Here is a 22,848-nt window from a genome sequence, read left to right on the forward strand (position 1 = left end):
ACAGCGGGGTTCACGCGATCTGCTGAACCCAGCGACTGCGCCAACCCGGTGCCTCAAAGGGATCCGAAAAATACTGGGTCTCGTGAATAACCTTGCCGTTGCAGAACTCCATGATGCTTACCGTGCAAGTTGCTCGTCCCTTATAGGTGATGGTGTATTCCGTGATCCAGAGATTGTCTTCCCCTTGAATTCGCCTGACATCGAAACCTGATGGCTTATCTGGATGATGACCCCGCAGTGCCTGCAAATTAATTCGCCCGAGGATTCGTTCACCTGATTGGGGATAGTCACAGATGGCATCGTCATCGTAAATATCGTGTTCCGCGTCGAGATCGCCGGCCGCCGATGCCTGCCAGTGCGCATTCAGGGCTTCACGTATTTTTTCTTCCTGCATGGCGTGCCTCCGGATACCGTTCACGTCTATCTATTGCGTACGCCGCGGAATAAACCCGGGGCCGCCCGTCTTGACGACTTCGTTGAACCTCTGCCTCGTCTCGATCCTGTTGATCTCGTCGAACGCGTCTGCCCGAAGCGCGGAACGATCGAAGTGTCGATAGCCGGCTTCCAGCGCGTCTCTGGTAGCACGGGTAGTCGTTCGAGTCGGCTAACCGCTTCATGGCAAATTCATGGCTAACGAATTCGTGAACTGCTTACACTGAGTCTCGTTACTTAACGGAATGTGAAGTACCGCTTTATCGGCAGACGCGACTTCGTGGCTTTGGCAAAGAAGTCAGCGTTGTGTCGACAACCCGGACGAGCAGAATGATGGCCGTGAAGCCCTTCTCTCCCAGGCAGGATTGGTGTTGAATGTGCGGAAGTTGAAGCCGTCAAATCGAGTCGGGTTGATTCGCAACCCAGCCGCCGCTATCAGGGCCAAACCGGGCGCTAGACAGGTCGGCTTCCTGATCAAGTGTAGCAGGCGGCGGCGGAGGATTCCGGGAGGGTATGACACGCATAATCCTCGACGGAGGCGAGCACCCAGCGCGGGTGTGCCGTCCGCGATTTTTTCGACGCTGCCTGTCCATCAGGACGCGGCCCGAGCGTCATTGTAATGGCGGCCCGATGTGATTCACCCGCCTTAACCCCATGACGGAGGCTCATATGCAATATCTATTGATGATCTATTCGGAAGAAAACGGCTGGAACCAGATGACCGACAGCGAGCGGCAGCAAGGGGTTGCCGCCTATCAGGCGTACACCGAATCGCTGAAAAAAGCGCAGGTGCTGGTGGGCTCCAACCGGCTGCAGAACACGAACACGGCCACCACGGTGCGGCTCGTCGACGGCAAGCCGCAGGTGCTTGACGGACCGTATTCCGATTCGAAGGAGCAGCTCGCCGGCTACTACCTGATCGACGTGCCCAACCTGGACGCGGCGATCTCGTGGGCGTCGCGCTGTCCCGGCGCGGCGCATGGTCTCATGGAAGTGCGCCCGGTCTGGACTGCCCCCTACGACGCGCCATCTGCTACATGAGTCATTCCGGCGGCGGCCGTGACACCGACGACGCCGCGCATTCGATTGCCGAGGCGGTCGCTCGCCGCAGTTACGGCAAGCTCGTCGCACTGCTGGCGATGCGCACGCGCGACGTCGCCGCGGCCGAGGACGCGCTGGCCGACGCGTTTGCGGCCGCGCTCGCGGACTGGCCGGAGCGCGGCTGCCCCGCGAATCCCGAAGCGTGGCTGATGACGGTTGCGCGCCGCCGGGCGCTCGATGGCGCGCGTCATCGCCGTATCGGCGACGAAGTGACGAACCAGCTTGCGATCCTCGCCGACGAGATCGACGAGCGCGAAGCCGGCATGTTGCCCGACCGGCGGCTTGCGCTACTGTTCGCGTGTACGCACCCTGCGCTCGAGGCCGCGATTCGCACGCCACTGATGTTGCAGGTGGTGCTGGGGCTCGAAGCGAAGACGATCGCGTCCGCGTTCCTGATGTCGCCCGCCGCGATGGGCAAGCGCCTCGTGCGGGCGAAGAACAAGATTCGCGCCGCGGGCATTCCGTTCAGCGTACCGGAGCGCGAGGAGTTGCCCGGCCGGCTCGCCGCGGTGCTGGAAGCGGTCTATGCCGCGTATGCGGAAGGGTGGACCGATCCGGTCGGCGGCGATACCGGGCGGCGCGATCTCGTCGGCGAGGCGCTGTTTCTCGCACACCTGCTTGTCGAGCTGCTGCCCGAAGAGCCAGAGACGCTTGGCCTGCTCGCGCTGATGCTGTATGCGCAGGCACGGCGCGATGCGCGACGCGACGCGGCCGGCGACTACGTGCCGCTGTCGGCTCAGGATCCGGCGACATGGGACACGCCGATGATCGACGCAGCCAACGCACTGCTGCGGCGCGCGAGCGCATTCAACGCAATCGGACGCTTTCAGCTCGAGGCCGCGCTGCAGTCGGCGCACATCTACCGCTGCCGGACGCATCGCCCGAACTGGGACGAGGTCGTGCAGCTTTACGATGCGCTGCTCGCGATTGCAGCGTCGCCGGTGGTCGCGGTGAACCGCGCGCTCGCGCTGGCGGAACGGGACAGCCCACAGGCGGCGCTCGACGCGCTCGAACCGTATGCGGGCGATCCGCGGCTGGCCGACTACCAGCCGTACTGGGCTGCGCGCGCCGATCTGCTCGCGCGTGCCGGCGCGACGGACGAAGCGCTCGGCGCGTACGATCTCGCGATCGGACTCGAGCGCGATCCGGCCGTGCGCCGGTTCCTGCAGCGCAAGCGGATCGCGCTGTCATCGGCGGGAAGCGGGACGTCGAGAGATGAAGGACGATGAATCATGCCGTTTATCGTCTGGCGAATGGCGATGCCCCGAAGCAACCGGCGAATCGCCTAAACTACAGAATCAACGGACACTGCCCTCCCCGCGACGCGACTCTGCCATGGCGCATATCTTCTTCGCTGCTTCGATTCAGCGGCATATCGCGACGCCCGAGCGCGAGATCGACGCATGCACGCTGAGCGAAGCGCTCGAGACCGTCTTCACCGCGCAACCTCGACTGCGCGGCTACATCCTTGACGATCAGGGCTCGCTGCGGCCGCATCTCGCCGTGTTCGTCGACGGCCGGCGGGTGCGCGACCGGCAACATCTGTCCGATGCGCTCGGCGAGCAGAGCCGGGTTTATGTCGTGCAGGCGCTGTCGGGCGGGTAAGGAGACCATCCGTACTCGAGCTTTACATCGAATCGGAGCACGCGCCAGAGCGCCAGCTCCGGTTGACATCTGGTTGACAGGAGACACTCGACATGAGCGATCGCTTGCTTGTCGCGACCCGCAAGGGTCTGTTCGTTCTGAAAGCCAATGGCGAAGGCCGCTGGGCGTTCGATGAGCTGCATTTCGCCGGCGAGCCGGTAAGCATGGTGCTGCCTGATTCGCGCGACGGGTCGCTGTATGCGGCGCTCACGCTCGGCCACTTCGGCGTGAAGCTGCATCGCCGGCGTGCGGGCATGGCGGATTGGGAAGAGTGCGCGGTTCCCGTCTACCCGCCGCAATCCGCTGGCGAGACGCGTGCCGGTGACGGCGCAAACACGAATGACAATGCGGGCGCCATCGCGCCCAGCTCGCCACCCGCTGCATGGACGCTTCAACAAATCTGGTCGCTCGAAACCGGTGGCCCGGACGAGCCGGGCGTCTTGTGGGCCGGCACGATTCCCGGCGGACTCTTCCGTTCCGGCGACGGCGGCGACACGTGGGTGCTCAACCGTGCGCTGTGGGATCAGCCGGAGTGCCGAGAATGGTTCGGAGGCGGCTATGACGCGGCGGGCATCCATTCCGTGATGGTTGATCCACGCGACAGCCGGCATGTGACAGTTGGCATATCGTGCGGCGGCGTCTGGCAAACCGCCGACGGCGGCGCGACCTGGCGCGTGACGGCAGAGGGCATGGAGGCTGATTACATGCCGCCCGAGCGGCGCGGCGACGCCAACGTGCAAGACCCGCACCGGGTCGTACAATGCGCGGCCAACCCCGATGTGCTGTGGACGCAGCATCACTGCGCGATCTTCCGCTCGACCGACGGCGCGGCGCACTGGCAGCGGATCGAGGCGCAGCCATCGAGCTTCGGCTTCGCGGTTGCCGTGCATCCGCACGAGCCGGACACCGCGTGGTTCGTGCCCGCCGTGAAAGACGAGTGCCGGATCCCGGTGGACGGCCGGTTCGTCGTCACGCGCACACGCGACGGCGGCCGCACGTTCGATCGTTTCTCGAATGGCTTGCCGCCTGCACCGGCGTATGACCTCGTGTACCGGCACGGCCTCGCTGTAGACGACGCTGGCACGCGCCTCGCGATGGGGTCGACCACCGGTTCGCTATGGACATCCGGCGACGGCGGCGAAAGCTGGCAATTGATTTCAGCGCATTTGCCGCCTGTTTATTGTGTCCGGTTTGGATGACGGTCTTTGCCAGTCGAACGGCGGCTTATATAGTGAAGCGGGCCGACGAGCGGAATGACTCCGGAATTGAAGGAAAAAGCGCTCAGACGTTGATAACGAATATTGTCGTCGCAAACACCCGAATGACGGCTGCATGCCGGAAAGCTCGCATACATCGACGGCGAAAACAGACGTTCGCAGTTTTCAGTCAAGCAATGTCCGATTCGCGCAGCGAAGCGGTCACCTCAACGAAACAATGACAGCGTTGTTCAGTCGGCTGTCTTTGTCTCCGCGCTGCGGAGACAATCGTGCGGGACATGACCGCTGGACCGTCCGTACGCGTGGTTTCCGGCAGAGATCTTTTGCTGTAAGGTGGTTGGGTTGCCTGTAACGGCATACACCATTGCCTCGTCTCTTGCGTGAATGACTGAATGAGTGATCTGACGCCCTTGCCGCTGCTGGACGAAGTCCGGCTCTTGATCAAGTCGGCGCGCGAGCGCGCCGCCATCGCGGTGAATGCCGAGTTGACGCGCCTGTATTGGCAAGTCGGCCGCAGCATTCGCGCCGAGGTGTTGCGCGGCACGCGGGCCGGGTACGGTCAGCAGGTGATCGCGTCGCTCGCCCGCCAGTTGACGGCCGAGTACGGACGGGGTTGGAGCGAGCAGCAATTGCGACATTGCTTGCGGGCTGCTGAAGTTTTTCCAGATGAGGCAATTCTCTCCGCGGTGCGGAGAGAATTAAGCTGGACCCATCTCAAGACCCTCCTGTATATCGACGATCCGCTCAAGCGGGACTTTTATCTCGAGTTGTGCCGACTCGAGCGCTGGTCGTCACGACAGTTGCAGGAGCGAATCAATTCGATGCTGTTCGAGCGCAGCGCAATTTCGCGAAAACCGGCAGAAGCGGTACAGCATGACCTGGCGCAACTGCGGCAGGAGCAGCGCGTATCGCCGGATGTACTGCTCAAGGATCCGTATGTGCTGGATTTTCTTGGACTTAACGACCGCTACCTGGAGAAAGATCTCGAGGACGCCATCTTGCGCGAGATGGAGCAGTTCCTCCTTGAGCTCGGTGCCGGTTTCACTTTCGTGGCACGCCAGAAGCGCGTGCAGATCGATCATGACGATTTCTACATCGACTTGCTGTTCTACAACCGCAAGCTCAAACGGCTTGTGGCTATCGAACTGAAACTAGGCGCCTTCAAGGCCGAGTACAAGAGTCAGATGGAACTGTATCTGCGCTGGCTGGCGAAGTACGAGCAAGAGCCAGACGAACAACCACCGCTTGGGATCATTCTGTGTGCTGGCAAGAAACAGGAACAGATTGAACTGCTCGAACTCGACAAAAGCGGTATCCACGTTGCCGAATACCTCACAGTGTTGCCGCCGCGCGAAGCGTTGCAGGCGAAGCTGCAGCAATCGATCGTGTCGGCTAGAGCGCGGCTGCAGGATCAGCAAAAAACTTGAAGCGTTTGGACGGTAGCGTTCTACCTGGCGGCGGCTGGCCAGTTTTTGTTACTCGCAGACCACTTCCGCGAGACATCCAGTCGTTGGCTTCGCTTTTAAATAGCAGGTGCTCGCAAGGCAAGCGCATTCGTCGTGTAATCGACCGGACCGGTCAATCGCCCAGACATTCCCTGGTGGTGGTGCGAGCGTCAGCTTTCCAATACACGAGCTGTTGCTCCGCAGGCCAGCTGTTCTTCAAGCAGCGGACGAGGTGCCCGGCGCGCATCAACCCACCGCACCAGGCCACGGCAGCGCACTGGCGCGTGTACCCACCTTGCGCCCGACTATCTGGTAAATCGCCACATCATCGTGCTCGAATGCCGTGGCCCAGCCACTCAGATAGTCGCACCACGTCTGAAAGCTTCGATCATCAACAAGTTGCCGCAGCGCCGTCGATTTCGCCCTGAAGTTCTCTTCCCACAAACGCAGCGTCCTCACGCAATGCCGACGCAGGTTCTGGATGTCCGACACTTCCAGTCCGCCTTCCTGCATTGCAGTCAACGCATAGCCAAGATCGGGCAGTTCGTCGTCTGGAAACACATACCGGCTGGAAAACTCGCCGCCGTCGAAGCCGAACTCGCCGCTGCCGGGTCCCGTCGACATGATGCCGTGACTGACGAGCACGCCATCCGTCGCGAGATGTTCCTGCAGGACCGAGAAGTATTCCGAAAGACTGCCGCGATTGTCGACCTCGAACATGCCGAGACTCGTGATCCGGTCGAACCGGCCTTCGACATCCGGCCACGCCTGCAAGCGGATTTCGACGCGGTCGGCAAGATCCGCCGCCTTGATGCACTCGTTGGCCCAATCGAACTGATTCTTCGACTGCGTAATGCCGACGCAATGCGCTCCGAACTTCTCGGCCGCGCGAATCACCAGCGCGCCCCACCCGCAATCGACATCGAGCAGGCTTTGCCCCGGTTTGAGACCGATTTTCGTGAGGACGTGGTCGATCTTTTTCAGCTGCGCGGTTGCGAGATCTTCGTCGCCGTTCTCGAACCACGCGCACGAATAGACCATCCGCGGGTCCAGTCCCATTGAGTGATATTCGTGCGGCACGTCGCGCAGGTGCCTGTCGCGCTCCAGCAGCGCCTTCGCCGCAACCGACTTCAGGACGGTGGAAAGTTTTCGGTGTTCGGGCCTTTCAGGACCGGATGGCTGTCTCTCCCATGGCGTGGTGTGCGCGGACTTGCCCATCCGTGTGCGAACCTCGCTGAGCCACCGGTTTACTTTTCCGTCCTGAGGCATCTGTGTCTCCCTCCGTTGCGCTGTTTTTTATTACCGCCCCACGTCGGCGTGCTTGCCCGGCACATCTTCACGCTTGCTGGTCGGTGCCATGCGCGTGCTGCGCGGAATCCACACGCGACGGAACTGCTCGACTTCATGCTCTTCCGCGAACACCGACATGGACGGCTTGACCAGGTCGTGCCGCGACACGATGCCGAGCAGGCGATACGTCTCCTCGTCTTCGACCACGGGAACCCGATCGAGTCCGGTTATTGCAAGGCGAGCGGCCACGCTTCTACACGTCTCTCGCGGCAGCGCGATCTGGGGGCGCGCCTGCGCGAAGAACGTGCCAAGCGGAGCATCGGTTTTTTCCAGGGGAATCCGGTCGAGCAGCGTCCGGTCTGCCATGCCCACCAGGACTCCATTGTCGACCACCGGATAGGCACGATACTTCTGCCCTGCCCCGAAATAGTCCCGAAGCACCTCGGCGACCGTTGCTTTCGCATCGATCGTCTCGATGGTGCGGGTCATGACCTCGTCGACATAATGTCTCTCGAGCGGATCGATGCTGTACTCGCGATAGATGTGATAGCCGCGGCGGGCAACCTTTTCGGTCAGAATCGAGCGGCGCATGAGCAGGACCGTAAAACCATACGCGACTGCGGCGGCCGCCAGCAGGGGAAGCAACGCATTGGCGTCGCCCGTCAGTTCGAACGCGAATACCGCGGCCATCACGGGCGCGCGCATCATGCCGCCGAGCGCGGCGGCCATGAAAATGAGCGGCCAGACCGCGGGCTCGCCGCCGGGCATGTACGGGGCGACAATGGCGCCCACGCCCGCGCCCATCATCAGCAACGGAGCCAGTACGCCACCCGAGGTGCCCGAAGCCAGCGCAATCACCCAGATGATGGCCTTGACCAGGACGATCGCGACCACGACCTGCACGGCAAGGTGGTTTTGCAGCAGGTCGCCGATGACGTCGTATCCGACGCCGAGCGTGCGCGGCTGACAATATCCGCCGATACCGACTGCGATCGCGCCCAGTGCCGGCCACCACATCCAGTGGATCGGCAGCCTGCCGAACATGTCCTCCACCTTGTAGAGCCCCGTCGACAATCCCCAGGACAGCGCACCGGCGATCAGTCCCGCAACCGCCGACGACACGAGACCGATCGGGCCGAGCGGCAATGTATGCAGCGGAAACAGAGGTCCGCTCCCCAGCAGCAGTGGCCGGGTGAAGCCTGCCACGGCACACGCGATCGCAACCGGCAAGAGGCTGCGAGGCCGCAGTTCGAATAGCAGAAGCTCGATGGCGAGCAGCACGGACGCAACCGGCGTGCCGAACACCGCAGTCATGCCGGCGACCGCGCCCGCCACCAGCAGCGTCTTTCGTTCGGCACTCGACAGATGGAAGTATTGGGCGATGAGCGAGCCGATCGCTCCGCCCGTCATGATGATCGGACCTTCCGCGCCAAAAGGGCCGCCGCTGCCGATTGCAATCGCCGAGGCGAGCGGCTTGAGGATCGCCACCTTCGGCGACATCTTGCTTTTTCCGAACAGAATCGCTTCGATGGCCTCGGGGATGCCATGGCCGCGAACCTGCTCCGAACCGAACCGGGCAATCAATCCCACCAGCAAACCGCCAATCACTGGAGCCGCCACGACGAACAGTCCAACCGTGTTCTGTGACGGTGAATGGTTCGCCGTGGATATCGTGTGAAAGAAGAACAGGTTCGTGAACAGGCGGATAAGGTGCAGCAAAAAATCGGCGGCGACGGTGCTCAACGCTCCGCCAACCGCCGCAATGGCACTGATACGCAGAAGCCGGACATCTGTTGCGAAATCGCCCTTGTGTTCGCTCATGATTCCCTTTGTTTGACGGCCGAAGATCTACAGTGCCCGGGGCCTATATATATCACAATGCGATATAATACGCCAGATTGTTGCGAGTCTGTCCTTCCTCATCTTTGGGCCGATCTGCCGGGACGCACACGGGTCCTCACACGCCTGGGCGGCGAGTTCAGCCGATCGCATCGGGTAGAGGGCAGAGCTTTGACAACCGGCCTCGAACGTGTGCCGTCATAGCAGCCGCAAGCCGCCGTCGCACTCGATCACCGCGCCTGTCATGAAGGTGTTCTCCATCAGAAACTGGAGCGCGTGCGCGATGTCTTGCGCGTGGCCGACGCGTCGCACCGGCAGGGTTTCGGCCTGCTGGCGGAACAGGTCCTCCTTGACGCCGGGCGGGAATCTGTCCCACCAGGCGGTATCGACCACGCCGGGCGAAACGGCGTTGACGCGCAGCGGCGCCAGTTCGCGCGCAAGCGTGCCGATCATGCTTTCGAGCGCGCCGTTGATCGCGCCCAGCCCCGCCGTGCCGGGATTGGCAATGCGCGCGGAAATGGCGGTCAGGAACGTCAAGCTGCCGTTGCGGCGCAGGGCCGGCAGGCCAGCCTGCGCGGCTTCGAGCTGCGGCCAGAACTTGGCCTCGAAGCCGCGGCGCAAGGCAGTCAGATCGAGTTCGTTGAACGGGCCGGCGCCCTCGCCGCCAGAGAGCGTCAGCACCAGATGATCGATGCGCCCCTGGCGGTCGAAGAAACGGTCGAGCGCGGCGCGGTCGGTGCAGTCGAGCGCTTCGCCGGCGACACTCCCGCGTCCTGGGAGGCCGGCGAGCGCCTTATCCAGTCTGGCCCGGTCGCGGCCGGCTGCCACGACGTGCGCACCGGCTTCCTTCAGCCGCGAAACGGTCGCGAGCCCCATGCCCGACGACCCGCCCAACACGACGACTTTCTGATCTTGCCAATCCATGTCGTTGCTCCTGTCGATGAAAGGAGGAGCGCCCGCCAATGTGCCGTCACATTGTTTGCCGCGCACCTCATGGCGATAGAATGCGTGTCGGGCTCATATCATTCAAATCGTTTGCGACGATGATCAACATCATTGAAACTGATTTCCGGCGCTTCGACCTGAACCTGCTGCTGGCCTTTCGCGCGCTGCTGGAGGAGCGCAGCGTCACGCGCGCCGCGCAGCGGCTCTTCCTCGGCCAGCCGGCGATGAGTGGGGCGCTCAAGCGGCTGCGCGAGGCATTCGGCGATGAACTGTTCGTGCGCACCCCGCACGGTATTACGCCGACGTCCCGCGCGCTCGAACTGGCGCGACAGATCGAGCCCTTCCTTCAATCGCTGCATCAGGCGCTCACGCAGCCGCCGGCGTTCGATCCGGCACACGCGCAGCGCGTGTTTCGCATTGGCTTGAGCGATTCGCTCGAGGTCCTGTTGATGCCGGAAATCATGGAGCGCCTCGCCACCACGGCACCCGGCGTGAAGCTGATCGCGCGCGCGACCGACTCAACGCGCGCGGCGGCGATGCTCGACGAGAGCGCGATCGAACTGGCGGTCGGTGTGTTCCCGGAATGCGTGCAGTGGCAGCGGCGCCAGCCGCTGTTTCAGTGGCGCTTCGTGAGCGTCTACAATCCGCGCCTCGTCAAGACGCGCCGCAAGCGTCTGTCAATGGATGAATTCCTGCGGCACCGGCACGTGCTGACCTCGTTCAGCGCTGGCCTGAACGGCTTTATCGACGAGCAGCTGGCACTACAGGGTCTCAAGCGCGACGTGGTGTTCTCCAGCTCGAATTTCGCGACCAGCCCGTTCATCGTGCGGCGCACGCCGGCGATCGCCACGGTTCCCGACTTCATCGGCCGCGTCTGGCGCGACACCTTGGACCTGGCGATGAGTCCCCTGCCATTCGATGTGCCGCGCTATGAGGTCTCGCTGATGTGGGCCGCGGCGAAGGACCAGGATCCGGGGCTCGCGTGGCTGGCGGCGGAGTTCATGGACGCGTTCAAACGAGGCGATCCGCTACACCCGATGCGCGAAGCGAGCCATGGCAGATAACGCGAGCCGCTTCGCTTGCCTCAACACCTGGTAGCGATGCCGGCCGAGCTGGCACGAGGCCGCCCAGCCCCACTGCGGTGGATGCGGCCATCGACCCCAAGGCAATCGCCATACCTGCCATATAGGGCCCCAGCGCCGGGAGCCGTTGCCAGCGTCGTTGCGCCACCCGGCGTGATCGTTGCGACGGCTACGAAGAGAAATAGCGGCAGGTTATTGTGAAGCGCCACGTTCTCCCGGTCAGTCGATCACAGGAAGGACGAACCGTTCACTGAACGTAAGATTGACCCCCACGAGCGGTCCGCCGAGTTGCTGGAGCCGGCCGCCCTCCGCGAGGGAACCCAGATCGAGACTATAGAAACCGATCTCCTCAATAAGGTCGCTCACCGCCTTTTTGGCGCCGGCGTCGTCCCCGGACACGAAGAACGCGGTCTTCCGCTTTGACGGCGAGAAATCCGGGATCCAGGACATCGGAACGGTGTTGAACGCCTTGACGACCTTCGCTCCCGGCGCGAGATCGGCGACGATCTCGCTCGACGTCCGACCGGTTATGTCGCCTGGCGCCAAAGGCTGGGCGCTGGCAACGCGGTTGGTTGTATCCACGAGGATCCGGCCCGTCCAGTCGCCGACCGAAAACAACGCCGCCTGTACGTTCCACCATTTGACGGCAAGCACGACGAGGTCCTGCTCCGCAGCCTCTTTCGCCGTTCCGGCGGCAGCGCCGGAACCCAACTCCGCCACAAGGGCAGCAAGCGACTCTGGCCCACGCGAGTTGCTAAGCACAACATGGTGACCTGCCACCAGGGCGTGTCTGGCGATCGTTTGGGCGACAGGCCCGGCGCCGATAAAGCCGATTTTCATTTCGAATTTCCTTACTGATAGGGGGTTGATCATTCATGGAGTGCCGGCGCAATCCGGTGACCGCGCTCAACGTTCGAACCATGCTAGCCACATTACTTGCAAAAAACAAGTAAACAACGGAATTTTACTTGCAACATGCAAGCGATGTTAAGATCCAGCCATGAAGACGACGTGTAAAGAAGACGTTCGGTCCCATTGCGCAGTGAACTACGGCGTGGAGATCTTCGGCGACCGGTGGTCGCTCTTGATCATTCGCGACATCGTTTTTGCTGGCAAGAAGACGTATGGCGAGTTCCTGAAATCGGAAGAGGGAATCGCGACCAATGTCCTTGCTTCCCGCCTTGCCTTTCTTGAGGAGCAAGGAATTCTCTCGAGGGCACCCAGCCCCGACGACAGGCGCAAGGACTTCTACACGCTGACCGGAAAGGGCCTGGACCTCATTCCCATCGTGCTTGACATAGTCCTTTGGAGCGCGAAGCACGATTCGAAGTCGTACGTGCGGCGTAGCAAGGCGTTCGTTGCCCGATTAAGGCGAAGCCCCATGCAGGTGAGCGAAGAGGTGAAGGCGCTGGTCCGCGATGGCGGATGTATCTTTCCTGAGAGCAAGGAATGAGCAAGACGGCAAACGCGCCCCGTCACGTCGCCCGAACGATATGCACACCACCGGCTACAAGGTGCGGCGAATGCAAGTGCCACATTCGCCGCTCTATATCCAGTAACTGAAGAATCGATTTTTTCTTCTAAAATCCGGTAAGATCGGAGCACCCGTCCGGTAGTTTTCTGCCGGATTAAAGACCTCAAATAATATGCATGCACATTCGCGCCGAGTCGGTCAGGCGCTTTAAACGCTTTTAAACGGTAGCGGTTTCAAGGGTGAAGTGCTCCGTGCCTTAACGCGCATTTAACGTGGGGAATGCAAAAATCGTAGCCGCGACGCCGCAAGTTCAAGGGTTTTCACCAAGCTCTATTTTTTCGAAAAAACAGCCCTTAAATAGTCGTCGCCCTGAAACCCTGCGGAAACGAGAATCGCACGATTTGCTGGCATGCGGAGTTCGCGTGCCGATCTGCGTTGCATGCCTTGTCCTTGTTGTTCAAACCGGTTCGCCGAGTGGGTATTTCGCATCCGTGACGCATTCACGACATCACGACGTCGGCAGTTATCCGTTTCGCGCGCCGGAACTGGCGCGCGTTTTCTGGCGGCAACTGCTGTCGTTCGTTTCATTTTGCCTGATTGCGCTGCTCACGTCGCCCGACAGCCATGCTCAACTAGCTGCGCAGCGTGCTACCGGCCAGCAGGCACGTGCGGTCGAAGTCGCGCGGATCGTCACAGGCATCGTGGGTTTCACCCGATGGCCGACGGAACGCACCACAATCCGGCTGTGCATCGTGACGCCCGCGCGCTACGCTGATCGTCTCGGGGAACATGTGGTCGATCTGCAGTCGCGCACGATCGTAACGCAGCGATACGCCGCGAACGATCCGCGTCTCGAGACCGGGTGCGACGTCGTTTATATCGAACCCATTGACGAAGCCGCACACGAACACCTGTTCCAGCGCCTCGCGGGGCTGCCGGTGCTGAGCATTGGCGGCAGCGACGACGCGTGCGCGATGGGCAGCCTCTTCTGTCTCACCGCTAGCGCCAGCGCAAGCGCGATCTCGTTCGCCGCGAATCTCGACGCCATCGTGCGAAGTGGCTTGCGGATCAACCCGAAAGTGCTATTGCTCGCGCGCACCAGGGAGCCGGCCCAATGACACGGCGCGACAACTCCCCCGCGCCGCTGACGCTGTCACGGGCGCTATTGCGTGCGAACGTGGTCTGCGCGCTACTCGCCGTGAGTCTGGTCGGCGGCACGCTGATGATCGTCGGGACGCTGCAACTGCGCGCGCTGGCTGAACATAACCTGCAACTCGTCGCGCGCTCGATGGCTTACACGATCGAGGCAGCAGTCGTGTTCAACGATCACGCAGCAGCGCAGGATTCGCTGGCGCGAATGGCGACGGCGAACAGTGTCGAGGCGGTTTCGGCGTTCGATAGCCACGGCCAGCGCCTTGCCGCCTGGACGCGTGTCGGCGTCGACAAGGAAGATCCGGTGCGCAGGGTCATCCGCCGATGGCTGTTGAAGGAGCCTGTCACCGAACCCGTTTCGAGCGAAGGCGCCGTGGTCGGTGAAGTCCGCGTTCAGGGCAGCCCCGACGGGCTGCTCGGCTTTTTCGAAGCCGGGTTCCTGTGGATTTTCGCGTGCATGATCCTTAGCATGCTGGGTACGCTGTACCTGTCGCGTCGAATCTTCAAGACGATCACCGCACCACTTGTCGAATTGGCGCGGGTTACGCATCAGGTACGGACAGCCCGTTCCTTCGGTCAGCGCGTACCGCCCGCGCGAATCGCAGATCTCAACGATCTCGCAACCGACTTCAACAGCCTGCTCGACGAACTGGAGAAGTGGGAAGCCGGAATGCAACGCGAGAACCAGACGCTTGCCCATCAGGCGAATCACGACAGCCTGACTGGTCTGCCCAACCGGCTATCCTTCGAGGCGAGTCTTGATCAGGCGCTGACGCGCGCGGATGGCGACAGGCTGCGCTTCGCGTTGCTGTTCCTCGACTGCGACCGGTTCAAGGACATCAACGACACACTCGGCCACGCGGCCGGAGACCACGTGCTCGCCACGGTCGCACGCCGTATTCGCGAACAGTTGCGCGTCGGCGACATTGTGGCGCGTATAGGCGGTGACGAGTTTGCCGCGCTGCTTGCGCCGCTACGCGATCTCGGCGACGCCGCGCGCATCGCGCACAACGTCGCCGTTGCGATGCGCGAGCCGATTGTGCTCGACGACGGGACGCAGGTCGCGTCGTCGGTGAGTATTGGCGTCGCGGTTTATCCCGATGACGCAGCCAGCGCCACCAGCCTGATCCGCGTCGCGGATGCGGCCATGTACGAATCAAAGGCCCGGCAACGCGGATTGAGCGCATTCGATCAATCCGGTTGAGGGGACGTGAAGGAAACACAGCATGCACGAATTGAATGTATCTCGCCTGATGCGCACAGCCATCGTTGCTGGTGCAACTGTAGCTGCCCTGGCGCTCGGCGGCTGCCAGACGTCCGCACCCGCCACGCACGGCTTTACGCCCGCGCAGGTGACGGTGCTCAAGCAGCAGGGCTTCGTCGAGACCGCGGACGGCTGGACGCTCGGACTGTCCGACAAGGTGCTCTTCGACTCGGATGCGGACGCGCTCTCGATCGACAGCCAGCGCGCGATTGGCAAGCTCGGGGAATCCTTGCTTGCGGTAGGCATCGGGCATTTGCGCGTGTTCGGCTATACCGATGCGTCGGGAACCGATGCCTATAACGACGCGCTCTCCGCGCGGCGCGCGGCGGCGGTGGCGCTTGCATTGACTGGCGCGGGCATGAACCCGGCCAACATCCAGCAACGCGGAATGGGCAAGCAATATCCGGTCGCGGACAATCGCACGGCGGAAGGGCGTGCACAGAACCGGCGCGTGGCGATCGTCGTCGAGGCAGAGTAAAGAGGCAGGCCTGGAGAGGGGCTGCCTCCTCGATGCATGCGTCTCAAGACGCAGCCGAGAGATAAACCGCCAGACGAGCCAGCATCGCATCGCAATTGTGCAATTGCTCGACGGTGACGAATTCGTCCGGCTTGTGCCCCTGGTCCATGCTGCCTGGTCCGCACACCACCGTGGGAATGCCCACCTGATCGAAGAGCCCGCCCTCGGTGCCAAACGCCACCGTGCCGAAGTCGCTAGAGCCGCTGAGCAACGCCAGAAGACGCGCCGCTTCGCTGTCGGGTGGCGTAGCCAGGCCCGGATAGGCGGAGAGCGGCTGAAGGTGGATGTCGGTGTCGGACTTCACTGCGCGCATCTTTGGCAGCAGCTCAGCCTCGACGTAGTGCTGCAAGTCGTCGGCGACCCGGTTGGCATCGAAGCCCGGCAGCGCGCGCACTTCGAAGTCGAATTCGCATTCGGCCGGCACGATGTTGAGCGCCCGCCCGCCCTTGATCACGCCCGTCTGCACGGTGGAGAACGGTGGATCGAATCGCGCGTCGTGGTGCTCGGGCTGCGCCAGCTGCTCGCCGATCTCTTCCAGGCGACCGATCATCCGCGCGGCGTATTGAATCGCGTTGACGCCATACGGCGCGTAGGCCGAGTGGCACGGCGCGCCTTTCACCTGACAGCGCATCGCCAGCTTGCCCTTGTGGCCCAGCACCGGCTTGAGCCCGGTCGGCTCGCCAATCAGGCAAAGCGCCGGCTTGTGCGTGCGTCGTTCCAGTTCCGCCAGCATCGGCCGCACGCCGAGGCATCCCACTTCCTCGTCGTACGAAAAAGCGAGATGCACGGGCAGCTTCAGATCGCACTCGATGAACGCTGGTACCGCCGCCAGCACCGAAGCGATGAAGCCCTTCATGTCGGCCGTGCCGCGGCCATACAGACGCCCGTCGCGTTCGGTGAGACGGAATGCATCGACGGTCCACGGCTGGCCATCGACGGGCACGACGTCCGTATGGCCGGACAGCACGATACCGCCGCCCTCACGCGGACCGATGGTCGCGAACAGATTCGCCTTGGTGCGCTCGACGTTATAGAACAGCTCGCTTTCGACACCGAGTTCGTCGAGGTAATCACGAATGAATTCGATCATCTCCAGATTGGAGTCACGGCTAACAGTGGCGAAGCCGATCAGCCGTTCAAGTAGCGCACGGCTGGACCGGTCATTCATTGCCGGGCACTCCGTAGCTGGGCGCGGCAGTCGGATTCAACGCCCGCGTCAGGTAGTCCTGCATCTGCGGCCGATATGCCTGCCATAGCCTGTCGAGCTGGCCGATGGGATCGTCATCGGCCCAGTCGACCCGCAAATCCGCGATCGGCCAGATCACGTCGCCCACGATCCTGAGCGCCGCCGAATGCACGGGCCCCGCTTCGCCGCCGGCGGCCATCGCGGCATGCATGGCCGCGAGCAGGCGGTCGGCGAGCGTGCCGGGTGCCTGCTCGAATGCCGGAACCATCGCCTCGATCACTTCGATGCCAGTCAGCATGTTGCCCGCGGCTACGCATTGCCTGCCAGCCACGGCGTGATACGTGCCCAGCGCTTCCTTGCCGCTGAAGAATGCCGTGCGACCCTGGCCGTCGATCACCGTCACCTGCCGGTATTCGCTCCACTCGCTCGCGCCGAGCGCACGGTCCAGCGCCGCGGCGGGATCGAGTTTTCCGTTCTCCAGAAGATCGAGAATCTGCGGGCCGAGCGCAGGCAGCGTCACGTTTTGCGTCGCCACCGCGCCCACGCCTGCGCGCACCCATGGGCATCGGGCGCCTACCGCGATGCTGGACGAACTGATCGCGATGCCGAGCTGCCCGGATTCCGGACAACGTCCGACGATAGAGAATGTCATATCCCGCTCCTTAAGCCTTCGGCGACGTCCATCCATCCGGAATGACCGCGATAACGTCGATCTCCATCAACCACTGCGGCTGACCCAGCGCGACCACGACGAGTCCGGTGGAAATGGGAAACACGCCCTTCAACCACTTGCCGACTTCCTGATAGACAGGCTCACGGTAACGGATGTCGGTCAGGAACGTCGTCGTCTTGACGATGTGAGACAGGTCGCTGCCCGCCTCTTCCAGCAACTGCTTGACGTTCTTCATCGCCTGCTCGGCCTGGGCGCGCGGATCGCCGAGACCAACCAGGCGGCCCTCGAAATCCGTTGCCACCTGGCCGCGCACATAGACGGTGTTGCCGGCGCGCACGGCCTGGCAAAGATCGTTGTCGAGCGTCTGGTTCGGATACGTATCCTTCGTGTTGAACATGCGGATACGGGTATGCGTGGGTTGGCTCATCAATGCACCTTAATGCCTGGAAGAAATGGATTGCGGATCAAGGAGCGCATGCATCAGTTCACGCTCATCTCGCTGATTTTATGGGGGCGTGGACCGGTGGACGTGTTTTCAGCGTTTTCCTCGCCGCAGCGATGTGCTTCGCGTTGCGGTCCATCGTAATACGCCAGATATTTGCGCTGCGTGACGATGTGATCGGCGATGTGCTTCGCGTCGTGCCACACGCCCCAGATAAACGCGGAGCCGCGGCGCGACAGCCAGGGCAGGCCGAGGAAATAGATGCCAGGCTCCTTCGACACGCCGCGCTGATGTTTCGGCTTGCCTTTCTCATCGAAGGCGTCGACGTTCAACCAGCTGAAATCGACGGCATACCCGGTCGCCCAGACAATCGAGGTCACGCCGGCTTTCGCCAGATCGAGATCGTGCAGCGGGTTCGTCACGCATTCCGGGTCCGCGGGAATGACGCGGGCTTCGGGTTCCTCGGGAAGATCGAGACCGTTGCGTCTGGCATACGTGTCGGCTGCGTCCAGCAGCGACAGATAGTTCTCGTCGCCGCGCGTGATGTTCTCCGCGAGATCCGCTTCGAAGGTCACGACGCCATCGTGGAACGATTTCGTCAGACCAACCAGCGTGATGCCCTGATGCGCAAGACGCCGGAAATCCACGGTGTGGCCGCCACGCGAACCGCTCACCGCGATCGTGACGTGCTCCCTGCCGGGTTTCATGACCTCCGCGTCCCATTCGCCGAGCACGCCCAGCCACCAGCAGAAGTCGCGACCGCGATAGGCGCGCGGCGGGCGATCATGCGCGCCGACCGACAGATAGACGCGCTTGCCCGCACGTTGCAACTCGTCCGCGATCTGCACGCCCGACGATCCCGCCCCCACCACCAGCACGCCGCCTTCGGGTAATTGCGCGGGATTGCGGTAGTCGGCGGAATGAATCTGCGTGAGACGCGCATCCTGCGGCGCGATCGGCGGAATGACGGGGCGCTGGAAGGGTCCCGTCGCGACGACCACGCGAGCGGCCTCGATCGTGCCCTCCGATGTTTCGACGGTGAAGCCGTGCCGCCCCTCATTGCGCACGACCTTCCCGACTTCCACGCCGGTACGGATCGGCGCTTCGAACTTCCTCGCATAGGCGACGAAATAGTCGGCGACCTGCTCCTTCGAAGCAAATGCGTTGGGGTCGAAGTCCGCGAACTCGAGATTCGGGAACCGGTCGTGCCACGCCGGGCCATTGGCCACCAGCGAATCCCAACGTCCCGTGCGCCAGCGCTCGGCGATCCGGGCGCGTTCCAGCACGAGATGCGGCACGCCGAGCCGGCTCAAATGTTCACTCATGGCGACGCCGGCCTGACCGGCGCCGACCACAAGCGTGTCGATTGACGTTGTTTCCACTGTCATGGCTGTGTCCTTCTGAAAAGGCGGAATGTTTCGATCCGGTTGCGGCCTCGCGGTCTTTGAGCGCTCGCGACCGTTGTGGACCCAGTCGTGTTTCCCGCAGCGCGCTGCCGCCTGGTCCGTTCGTCTGGATGAAAATCTACGCGCCCCTTCAGAATCTGAAAAATATATTAAAAAAATGCATGGCATCGGATTTACCTATGCAAACTTTTTTGGCCGCTCCACAATGCCCTTCATCAGTGCGGTCCAATGAAGGCCTTGAACATGGAGCGTCGTCGATGGAAAGTCACCTGCTACGGTACTCATTGCGACAGCTGCGCTATTTCGTGGTCACCGCGGAAGCGCTGTCCTTCACTGCCGCCGCGAAGCATCTGCACATCTCGCAGCCGTCGATTTCGACGGCGCTCGCAGACCTCGAAGTGTCGTTCGGCGTGCAACTCTTCATACGACATCACGCGAGCGGCCTGTCGCTCACGCAGGCCGGACGCGATCTGCTCGGGCAGGCGCGCAATCTGCTGAAGATGGCGGAGGAATTGCAGACGACCGCCAAGGAAATGGACGGCGGCATGACGGGCGCCATCACGCTCGGCTGCCTCGTGTCGCTCGCGCCGCCACTCATGCCGGGACTCATCAGCCGCTTCACGGGCGAGCACGCGGGCATCTCGTTTCGCACCGTCGAGGCGAATCAGGATGAACTCCTGCGCGGCCTGCACGACGGCTCGCTCGACATCGTCCTCACCTACAGCCTCGACCTGACCGAGGACATCGCCTTCACGCCGCTGCTCTCGCTGCCGCCGTATGCGATCCTGCCGAGAACACACCGCCTCGCGCGCGCCCGCAAGGTATCGCTCGCGGATCTCCTGCCCGAGCCGTACGTGATGCTCGATCTGCCGCACAGCCGCGAGTATTTCGCCGCGCTCTTCGATGCGGTGGGCAACCGCCCCGTGCCGGCGTTCCGTTCATCGCAGCCAGAGGTCGTGCGTGGCATGGTGGCCAACGGCCTTGGCTATAGCCTCCTGAACTTTCCGCTTAAATCGAATCGCACCGTGGACGGGGAGGAGTTCGTCATCAGGCGCTTCAAGGACAACGTCAACGCAACGATGCTCGGCGTCGCGCAATCGCGAACGATGAAGCCGCGCCAGGTCGTGCAGCGCTTCGCGTCGTTCTGCGAAACCTATATCCAGCGGCTGCATATCGACGCATGATCAGACAGACCCTGTCGTCTGCATCACGCCTGCGCGCTGCATAGGTAAAAACTTTGCTTTGTATCTAAAAACAATATTCTGGCTTGCAATTTGGCTTGATAGATTGATGTCCATGTTGAGCGCGACGCTGCAATACTGGCGTTGGCGTTCTCACCGTGGAAAAACAAGGAGGACGCATGGCCAGCCCAGCAAGGACGATCGCAGTGCAGGCACTTGTTGACGCACTACAGACGGGTTGCGAACGACCATTCAGCGACGCGCATGCGATGCCGCCTGGGGTCTACACGTCGCCCGAATTCCTCGCGCTCGAAGAGCGTGGCATCTTCGAGCGTGAATGGCAATGCATTGGCCGCGCCAGCACGCTCAAGGCGCCTGGCGACTACATGACGGCGCGCATTGGCGCGCAACCGGTCGTCATCCTGCGCGACGAACAGATGCAGCTCAAGGCGATGTCGAACGTGTGCCTGCATCGCATGTCGGTGCTGCTCGAAGGGCGCGGCAACGTGCGTCGCATCGTCTGCCCGTATCACGCGTGGAACTATTCGCTGGACGGCGCGCTGCAAGGCGCGCCGCTCATGGACCGGCAAGAGGGCTTCTGCAAGGAAAGCTACAGGCTGCCCGCCGTGCGCTGCGAAGAATGGCAAGGCTGGCTTTACGTGACGCTCGACGAAAACGCGCCGCCTGTGCGGACGCAACTCGCCGCGCTGGGCGAGCTCATCGGTGCGTACGGCATGTCGGACTACATCGAGACCTTCCATGAGGAGCACGTGTGGAATACGAACTGGAAGATCCTCGCGGAAAACTTCATGGAAAGCTATCACCTGCCCATGCTGCATCGCGCGACGGTAGGACCCCATTCGCGGCTCGATGAAATGGAATGCCCGCCGGGCCATCCGGCCTTCAACTATCACTGGATCACGAAGGAAGCGTCCTTGCCCATCGGCAACGCGCATCCGGACAACTCGCGTCTCACGGGACACTGGCGCAAGACCACGGCGTTGCTCGCGATCTACCCGACGCATCTCGTCACGCTCACGCCGGGTTACTTCTGGTATCTCGTGCTGCAGCCTCAAGGCGTGGACCACGTGCATATCCGCTTCGGCGGCGGGCTTGCGCCGGAGTTCATCGCGGATCCTGAGGCCAACGCACACATGACGACGTTGAAGAAGCTGCTGGACGAAGTGAACGCGGAAGACAAACGCGGCGTGGAAACCGTCTTTCGCGGCGTGCATGCGCCACTCGCGAAGCCCGGACACCTGAGCCATCTCGAACGTCCCAACTATGATTTCGCGCGCTATATCGCCAGCAAACTCGGCGCGATGCAACCCGGCACGCATTGACCACGACGCACCGCACAAGAGGACGCGATCACGATGTCGAACCCTTCCTTCATCTCATTCTCGGGCGTGAGCAAGTCGTACGACGGCGCGCAATACGTCGTCGACGGCCTGGACCTCGACGTGCGCAAGGGAGAATTCCTGTCGCTGCTGGGTCCGTCCGGCTCGGGCAAGACGACGACGCTCATGATGCTCGCGGGATTCGAGTCGCCCACGCACGGCGAGATACGCCTCGACGGACGGCGGCTCGACGACAAGCCGCCGCACCAGCGCGACATCGGCATGGTGTTTCAGAACTACGCGCTGTTTCCGCATCTGACGATTGCGGAGAACGTCGCGTTTCCGCTCTCTGTCCGGCACGTCAGCCGCGCCGAACAGAAGACACGCGTGAAGCGCGCGCTCGAGATGATCGAACTGCCGCATCTGGCGAACCGGCGGCCCGCGCAGCTCTCCGGCGGGCAGCAGCAGCGCGTGGCGCTCGCGCGCGCGCTCGTGTTCGAGCCGAGCGTCGTGCTGATGGACGAGCCGCTCGGCGCGCTCGACAAACACCTGCGCGAAACCATGCAATACGAAATCATGCGCCTGCATCGCGAACTGTCGCTCACGATCGTCTACGTGACGCACGATCAGGCCGAGGCGCTCACCATGTCGGATCGCGTCGCCGTGTTCTCCGATGGGCGTATCCAGCAGGTCGCGACGCCGAGCGAGCTCTATGAGAACGCGCAGAACGCGTTCGTCGCGAACTTCGTCGGCGAAAACAACGGGTTGACTGGACGCGTCGTCAGCGCAGGCGAGGACTGGGCGACGTTCGCGCTTTCGGACGGCAGCGTGATTCGTGGCCGTTGCGAACCCGGCCTGCGCGCGGGCGACGAAGCCATGCTCGCGCTGCGCCCCGAACGTGCGCATATCCCGAGCGCCGACGGCTCGCAGGCCGACGAACACAGCAACGTGGTGCGCGCACGCGTCGAGGAACTGGTGTATTGCGGCGACCATCATCGCGTGCATCTCGCGCTCGGTTCGCGCGATTCCTTCGTCGTGAAGGTACCCAATACGCAGCGCCATGCGCTGCCTTCGCCCGGCAGCACGATCGAGATCGCCTGGCGCCACGATGACTGCAAGATTCTCGCGATGAGCGTGCCACGCAGCGCGCCCACGATTCACGTATCCACGCCGCCCTCACCTTCCATCATCACGACCGCACCTGCAGGAGCCAACTGA

General features: G+C 62.6%; 21 protein-coding genes and 2 pseudogenes. 13 read left to right on the forward strand and 10 right to left on the reverse strand.

The window, feature by feature from the left end:
• Nucleotides 1-10: 10 nt before the first annotated feature.
• Nucleotides 11-394, reverse strand: a complete 384-nt coding sequence (locus BLV45_RS21155) for a nuclear transport factor 2 family protein (protein ID WP_090536089.1) — start codon at nt 392-394, stop codon at nt 11-13.
• Nucleotides 395-424: 30 nt separating this feature from the next.
• Nucleotides 425-550 (reverse strand): annotated as a pseudogene (locus BLV45_RS27985) (aldo/keto reductase); the annotation flags it as partial.
• A gap of 551 nt (nt 551-1,101) precedes the next feature.
• Here BLV45_RS27985 and BLV45_RS21160 point away from each other — a divergent pair.
• The 5 genes from BLV45_RS21160 (at nt 1,102) to BLV45_RS21180 (ending at nt 5,821) form a co-directional block, all read left to right on the forward strand.
• Nucleotides 1,102-1,473 carry a YciI family protein gene (locus BLV45_RS21160; RefSeq protein ID WP_090536092.1) on the forward strand — a complete coding sequence of 124 codons (372 nt, stop codon included), beginning with the start codon at nt 1,102-1,104 and terminating at the stop codon, nt 1,471-1,473.
• Nucleotides 1,470-2,762: an RNA polymerase sigma factor gene (locus tag BLV45_RS21165; protein ID WP_090536094.1), complete on the forward strand. Its 1,293-nt coding sequence runs from the start codon at nt 1,470-1,472 to the stop codon at nt 2,760-2,762. The genes BLV45_RS21160 and BLV45_RS21165 overlap by 4 nt, the downstream gene beginning before the upstream one ends.
• 106 nt (nt 2,763-2,868) lie before the next feature.
• Nucleotides 2,869-3,138 carry a MoaD/ThiS family protein gene (locus BLV45_RS21170; protein ID WP_090536096.1) on the forward strand — a complete coding sequence of 90 codons (270 nt, stop codon included), beginning with the start codon at nt 2,869-2,871 and terminating at the stop codon, nt 3,136-3,138.
• Between the two features lie 92 nt (nt 3,139-3,230).
• Nucleotides 3,231-4,376 carry a WD40/YVTN/BNR-like repeat-containing protein gene (locus BLV45_RS21175; protein WP_090536098.1) on the forward strand — a complete coding sequence of 382 codons (1,146 nt, stop codon included), beginning with the start codon at nt 3,231-3,233 and terminating at the stop codon, nt 4,374-4,376.
• A 410-nt stretch (nt 4,377-4,786) separates the two neighbouring features.
• Complete coding sequence (locus BLV45_RS21180) at nt 4,787-5,821, forward strand: PDDEXK nuclease domain-containing protein (RefSeq protein ID WP_090536100.1); 1,035 nt, start codon at nt 4,787-4,789, stop codon at nt 5,819-5,821.
• 264 nt (nt 5,822-6,085) lie between these two features.
• Here the strand turns inward: BLV45_RS21180 and BLV45_RS21185 are convergent.
• The 3 genes and pseudogenes from BLV45_RS21185 to BLV45_RS21195 form a co-directional block, all read right to left on the reverse strand.
• Nucleotides 6,086-6,922 (reverse strand): annotated as a pseudogene (locus BLV45_RS21185) (class I SAM-dependent methyltransferase); the annotation flags it as partial.
• A 216-nt stretch (nt 6,923-7,138) separates the two neighbouring features.
• Nucleotides 7,139-8,950: a chloride channel protein gene (locus tag BLV45_RS21190; RefSeq protein ID WP_090536103.1), complete on the reverse strand. Its 1,812-nt coding sequence runs from the start codon at nt 8,948-8,950 to the stop codon at nt 7,139-7,141.
• A gap of 216 nt (nt 8,951-9,166) precedes the next feature.
• Nucleotides 9,167-9,958 (reverse strand): SDR family oxidoreductase, encoded by a 792-nt coding sequence (locus BLV45_RS21195; protein WP_245753446.1) that lies wholly within the window; start codon nt 9,956-9,958, stop codon nt 9,167-9,169.
• Between the two features lie 53 nt (nt 9,959-10,011).
• Between BLV45_RS21195 and BLV45_RS21200 the strand changes: the two genes are divergently transcribed.
• Nucleotides 10,012-10,977, forward strand: a complete 966-nt coding sequence (locus BLV45_RS21200) for a LysR family transcriptional regulator (protein WP_090536355.1) — start codon at nt 10,012-10,014, stop codon at nt 10,975-10,977.
• 237 nt (nt 10,978-11,214) lie between these two features.
• Here the strand turns inward: BLV45_RS21200 and BLV45_RS21205 are convergent, their stop codons facing one another.
• On the reverse strand, nt 11,215-11,835 hold the full coding sequence (locus tag BLV45_RS21205; RefSeq protein WP_090536107.1) for an NADPH-dependent F420 reductase: 621 nt from the start codon (nt 11,833-11,835) through the stop codon (nt 11,215-11,217).
• Nucleotides 11,836-11,995: 160 nt separating this feature from the next.
• On the opposite strand from BLV45_RS21205, the gene BLV45_RS21210 reads away from it, so the two are divergent.
• From BLV45_RS21210 to BLV45_RS21225, 4 genes are all read left to right on the forward strand, one after another.
• On the forward strand, nt 11,996-12,448 hold the full coding sequence (locus tag BLV45_RS21210; RefSeq protein WP_090536108.1) for a winged helix-turn-helix transcriptional regulator: 453 nt from the start codon (nt 11,996-11,998) through the stop codon (nt 12,446-12,448).
• 293 nt (nt 12,449-12,741) lie between these two features.
• Entirely contained in the window at nt 12,742-13,587 is an 846-nt protein-coding gene (locus BLV45_RS21215) for a YfiR family protein (protein ID WP_090536109.1), read from the forward strand.
• The gene (locus BLV45_RS21220; RefSeq protein ID WP_090536111.1) at nt 13,584-14,825 is read left to right on the forward strand and encodes a diguanylate cyclase; all 1,242 of its coding nucleotides are present in this window, start codon (nt 13,584-13,586) and stop codon (nt 14,823-14,825) included. Before BLV45_RS21215 ends, BLV45_RS21220 begins: the two co-directional genes overlap by 4 nt.
• Nucleotides 14,826-14,847: 22 nt before the next feature.
• Nucleotides 14,848-15,363 (forward strand): OmpA family protein, encoded by a 516-nt coding sequence (locus BLV45_RS21225; protein WP_245753447.1) that lies wholly within the window; start codon nt 14,848-14,850, stop codon nt 15,361-15,363.
• 43 nt (nt 15,364-15,406) lie between these two features.
• On the opposite strand, the gene argE is transcribed toward BLV45_RS21225, so the two are convergent.
• Genes argE through BLV45_RS21245 form a run of 4 tightly spaced genes read right to left on the reverse strand, consistent with a single transcriptional unit; the run spans nt 15,407 to nt 19,091 of the window.
• A complete protein-coding gene (gene argE / locus BLV45_RS21230) occupies nt 15,407-16,570 on the reverse strand; it encodes an acetylornithine deacetylase (RefSeq protein WP_090536115.1) in 1,164 nt (387 codons plus the stop codon).
• Nucleotides 16,563-17,240 carry a DUF1028 domain-containing protein gene (locus BLV45_RS21235; protein ID WP_090536117.1) on the reverse strand — a complete coding sequence of 226 codons (678 nt, stop codon included), beginning with the start codon at nt 17,238-17,240 and terminating at the stop codon, nt 16,563-16,565. The genes argE and BLV45_RS21235 overlap by 8 nt, the downstream gene beginning before the upstream one ends.
• A 10-nt stretch (nt 17,241-17,250) precedes the next feature.
• Nucleotides 17,251-17,688 carry a RidA family protein gene (locus tag BLV45_RS21240; protein WP_090536120.1) on the reverse strand — a complete coding sequence of 146 codons (438 nt, stop codon included), beginning with the start codon at nt 17,686-17,688 and terminating at the stop codon, nt 17,251-17,253.
• 53 nt (nt 17,689-17,741) lie between these two features.
• A complete protein-coding gene (locus tag BLV45_RS21245; protein ID WP_090536122.1) occupies nt 17,742-19,091 on the reverse strand; it encodes a flavin-containing monooxygenase in 1,350 nt (449 codons plus the stop codon).
• Between the two features lie 275 nt (nt 19,092-19,366).
• On the opposite strand from BLV45_RS21245, the gene BLV45_RS21250 reads away from it, so the two are divergent.
• The 3 genes from BLV45_RS21250 (at nt 19,367) to BLV45_RS21260 (ending at nt 22,848) form a co-directional block, all read left to right on the forward strand.
• Nucleotides 19,367-20,293: a LysR family transcriptional regulator gene (locus BLV45_RS21250; protein ID WP_090536124.1), complete on the forward strand. Its 927-nt coding sequence runs from the start codon at nt 19,367-19,369 to the stop codon at nt 20,291-20,293.
• Nucleotides 20,294-20,469: 176 nt separating this feature from the next.
• The gene (locus BLV45_RS21255; protein ID WP_090536126.1) at nt 20,470-21,633 is read left to right on the forward strand and encodes an aromatic ring-hydroxylating oxygenase subunit alpha; all 1,164 of its coding nucleotides are present in this window, start codon (nt 20,470-20,472) and stop codon (nt 21,631-21,633) included.
• Between the two features lie 33 nt (nt 21,634-21,666).
• Nucleotides 21,667-22,848, forward strand: a complete 1,182-nt coding sequence (locus BLV45_RS21260) for an ABC transporter ATP-binding protein (RefSeq protein ID WP_090536128.1) — start codon at nt 21,667-21,669, stop codon at nt 22,846-22,848.

Source organism: Paraburkholderia sartisoli (assembly GCF_900107685.1).
GTDB classification, from domain to species: domain Bacteria; phylum Pseudomonadota; class Gammaproteobacteria; order Burkholderiales; family Burkholderiaceae; genus Paraburkholderia; species Paraburkholderia sartisoli.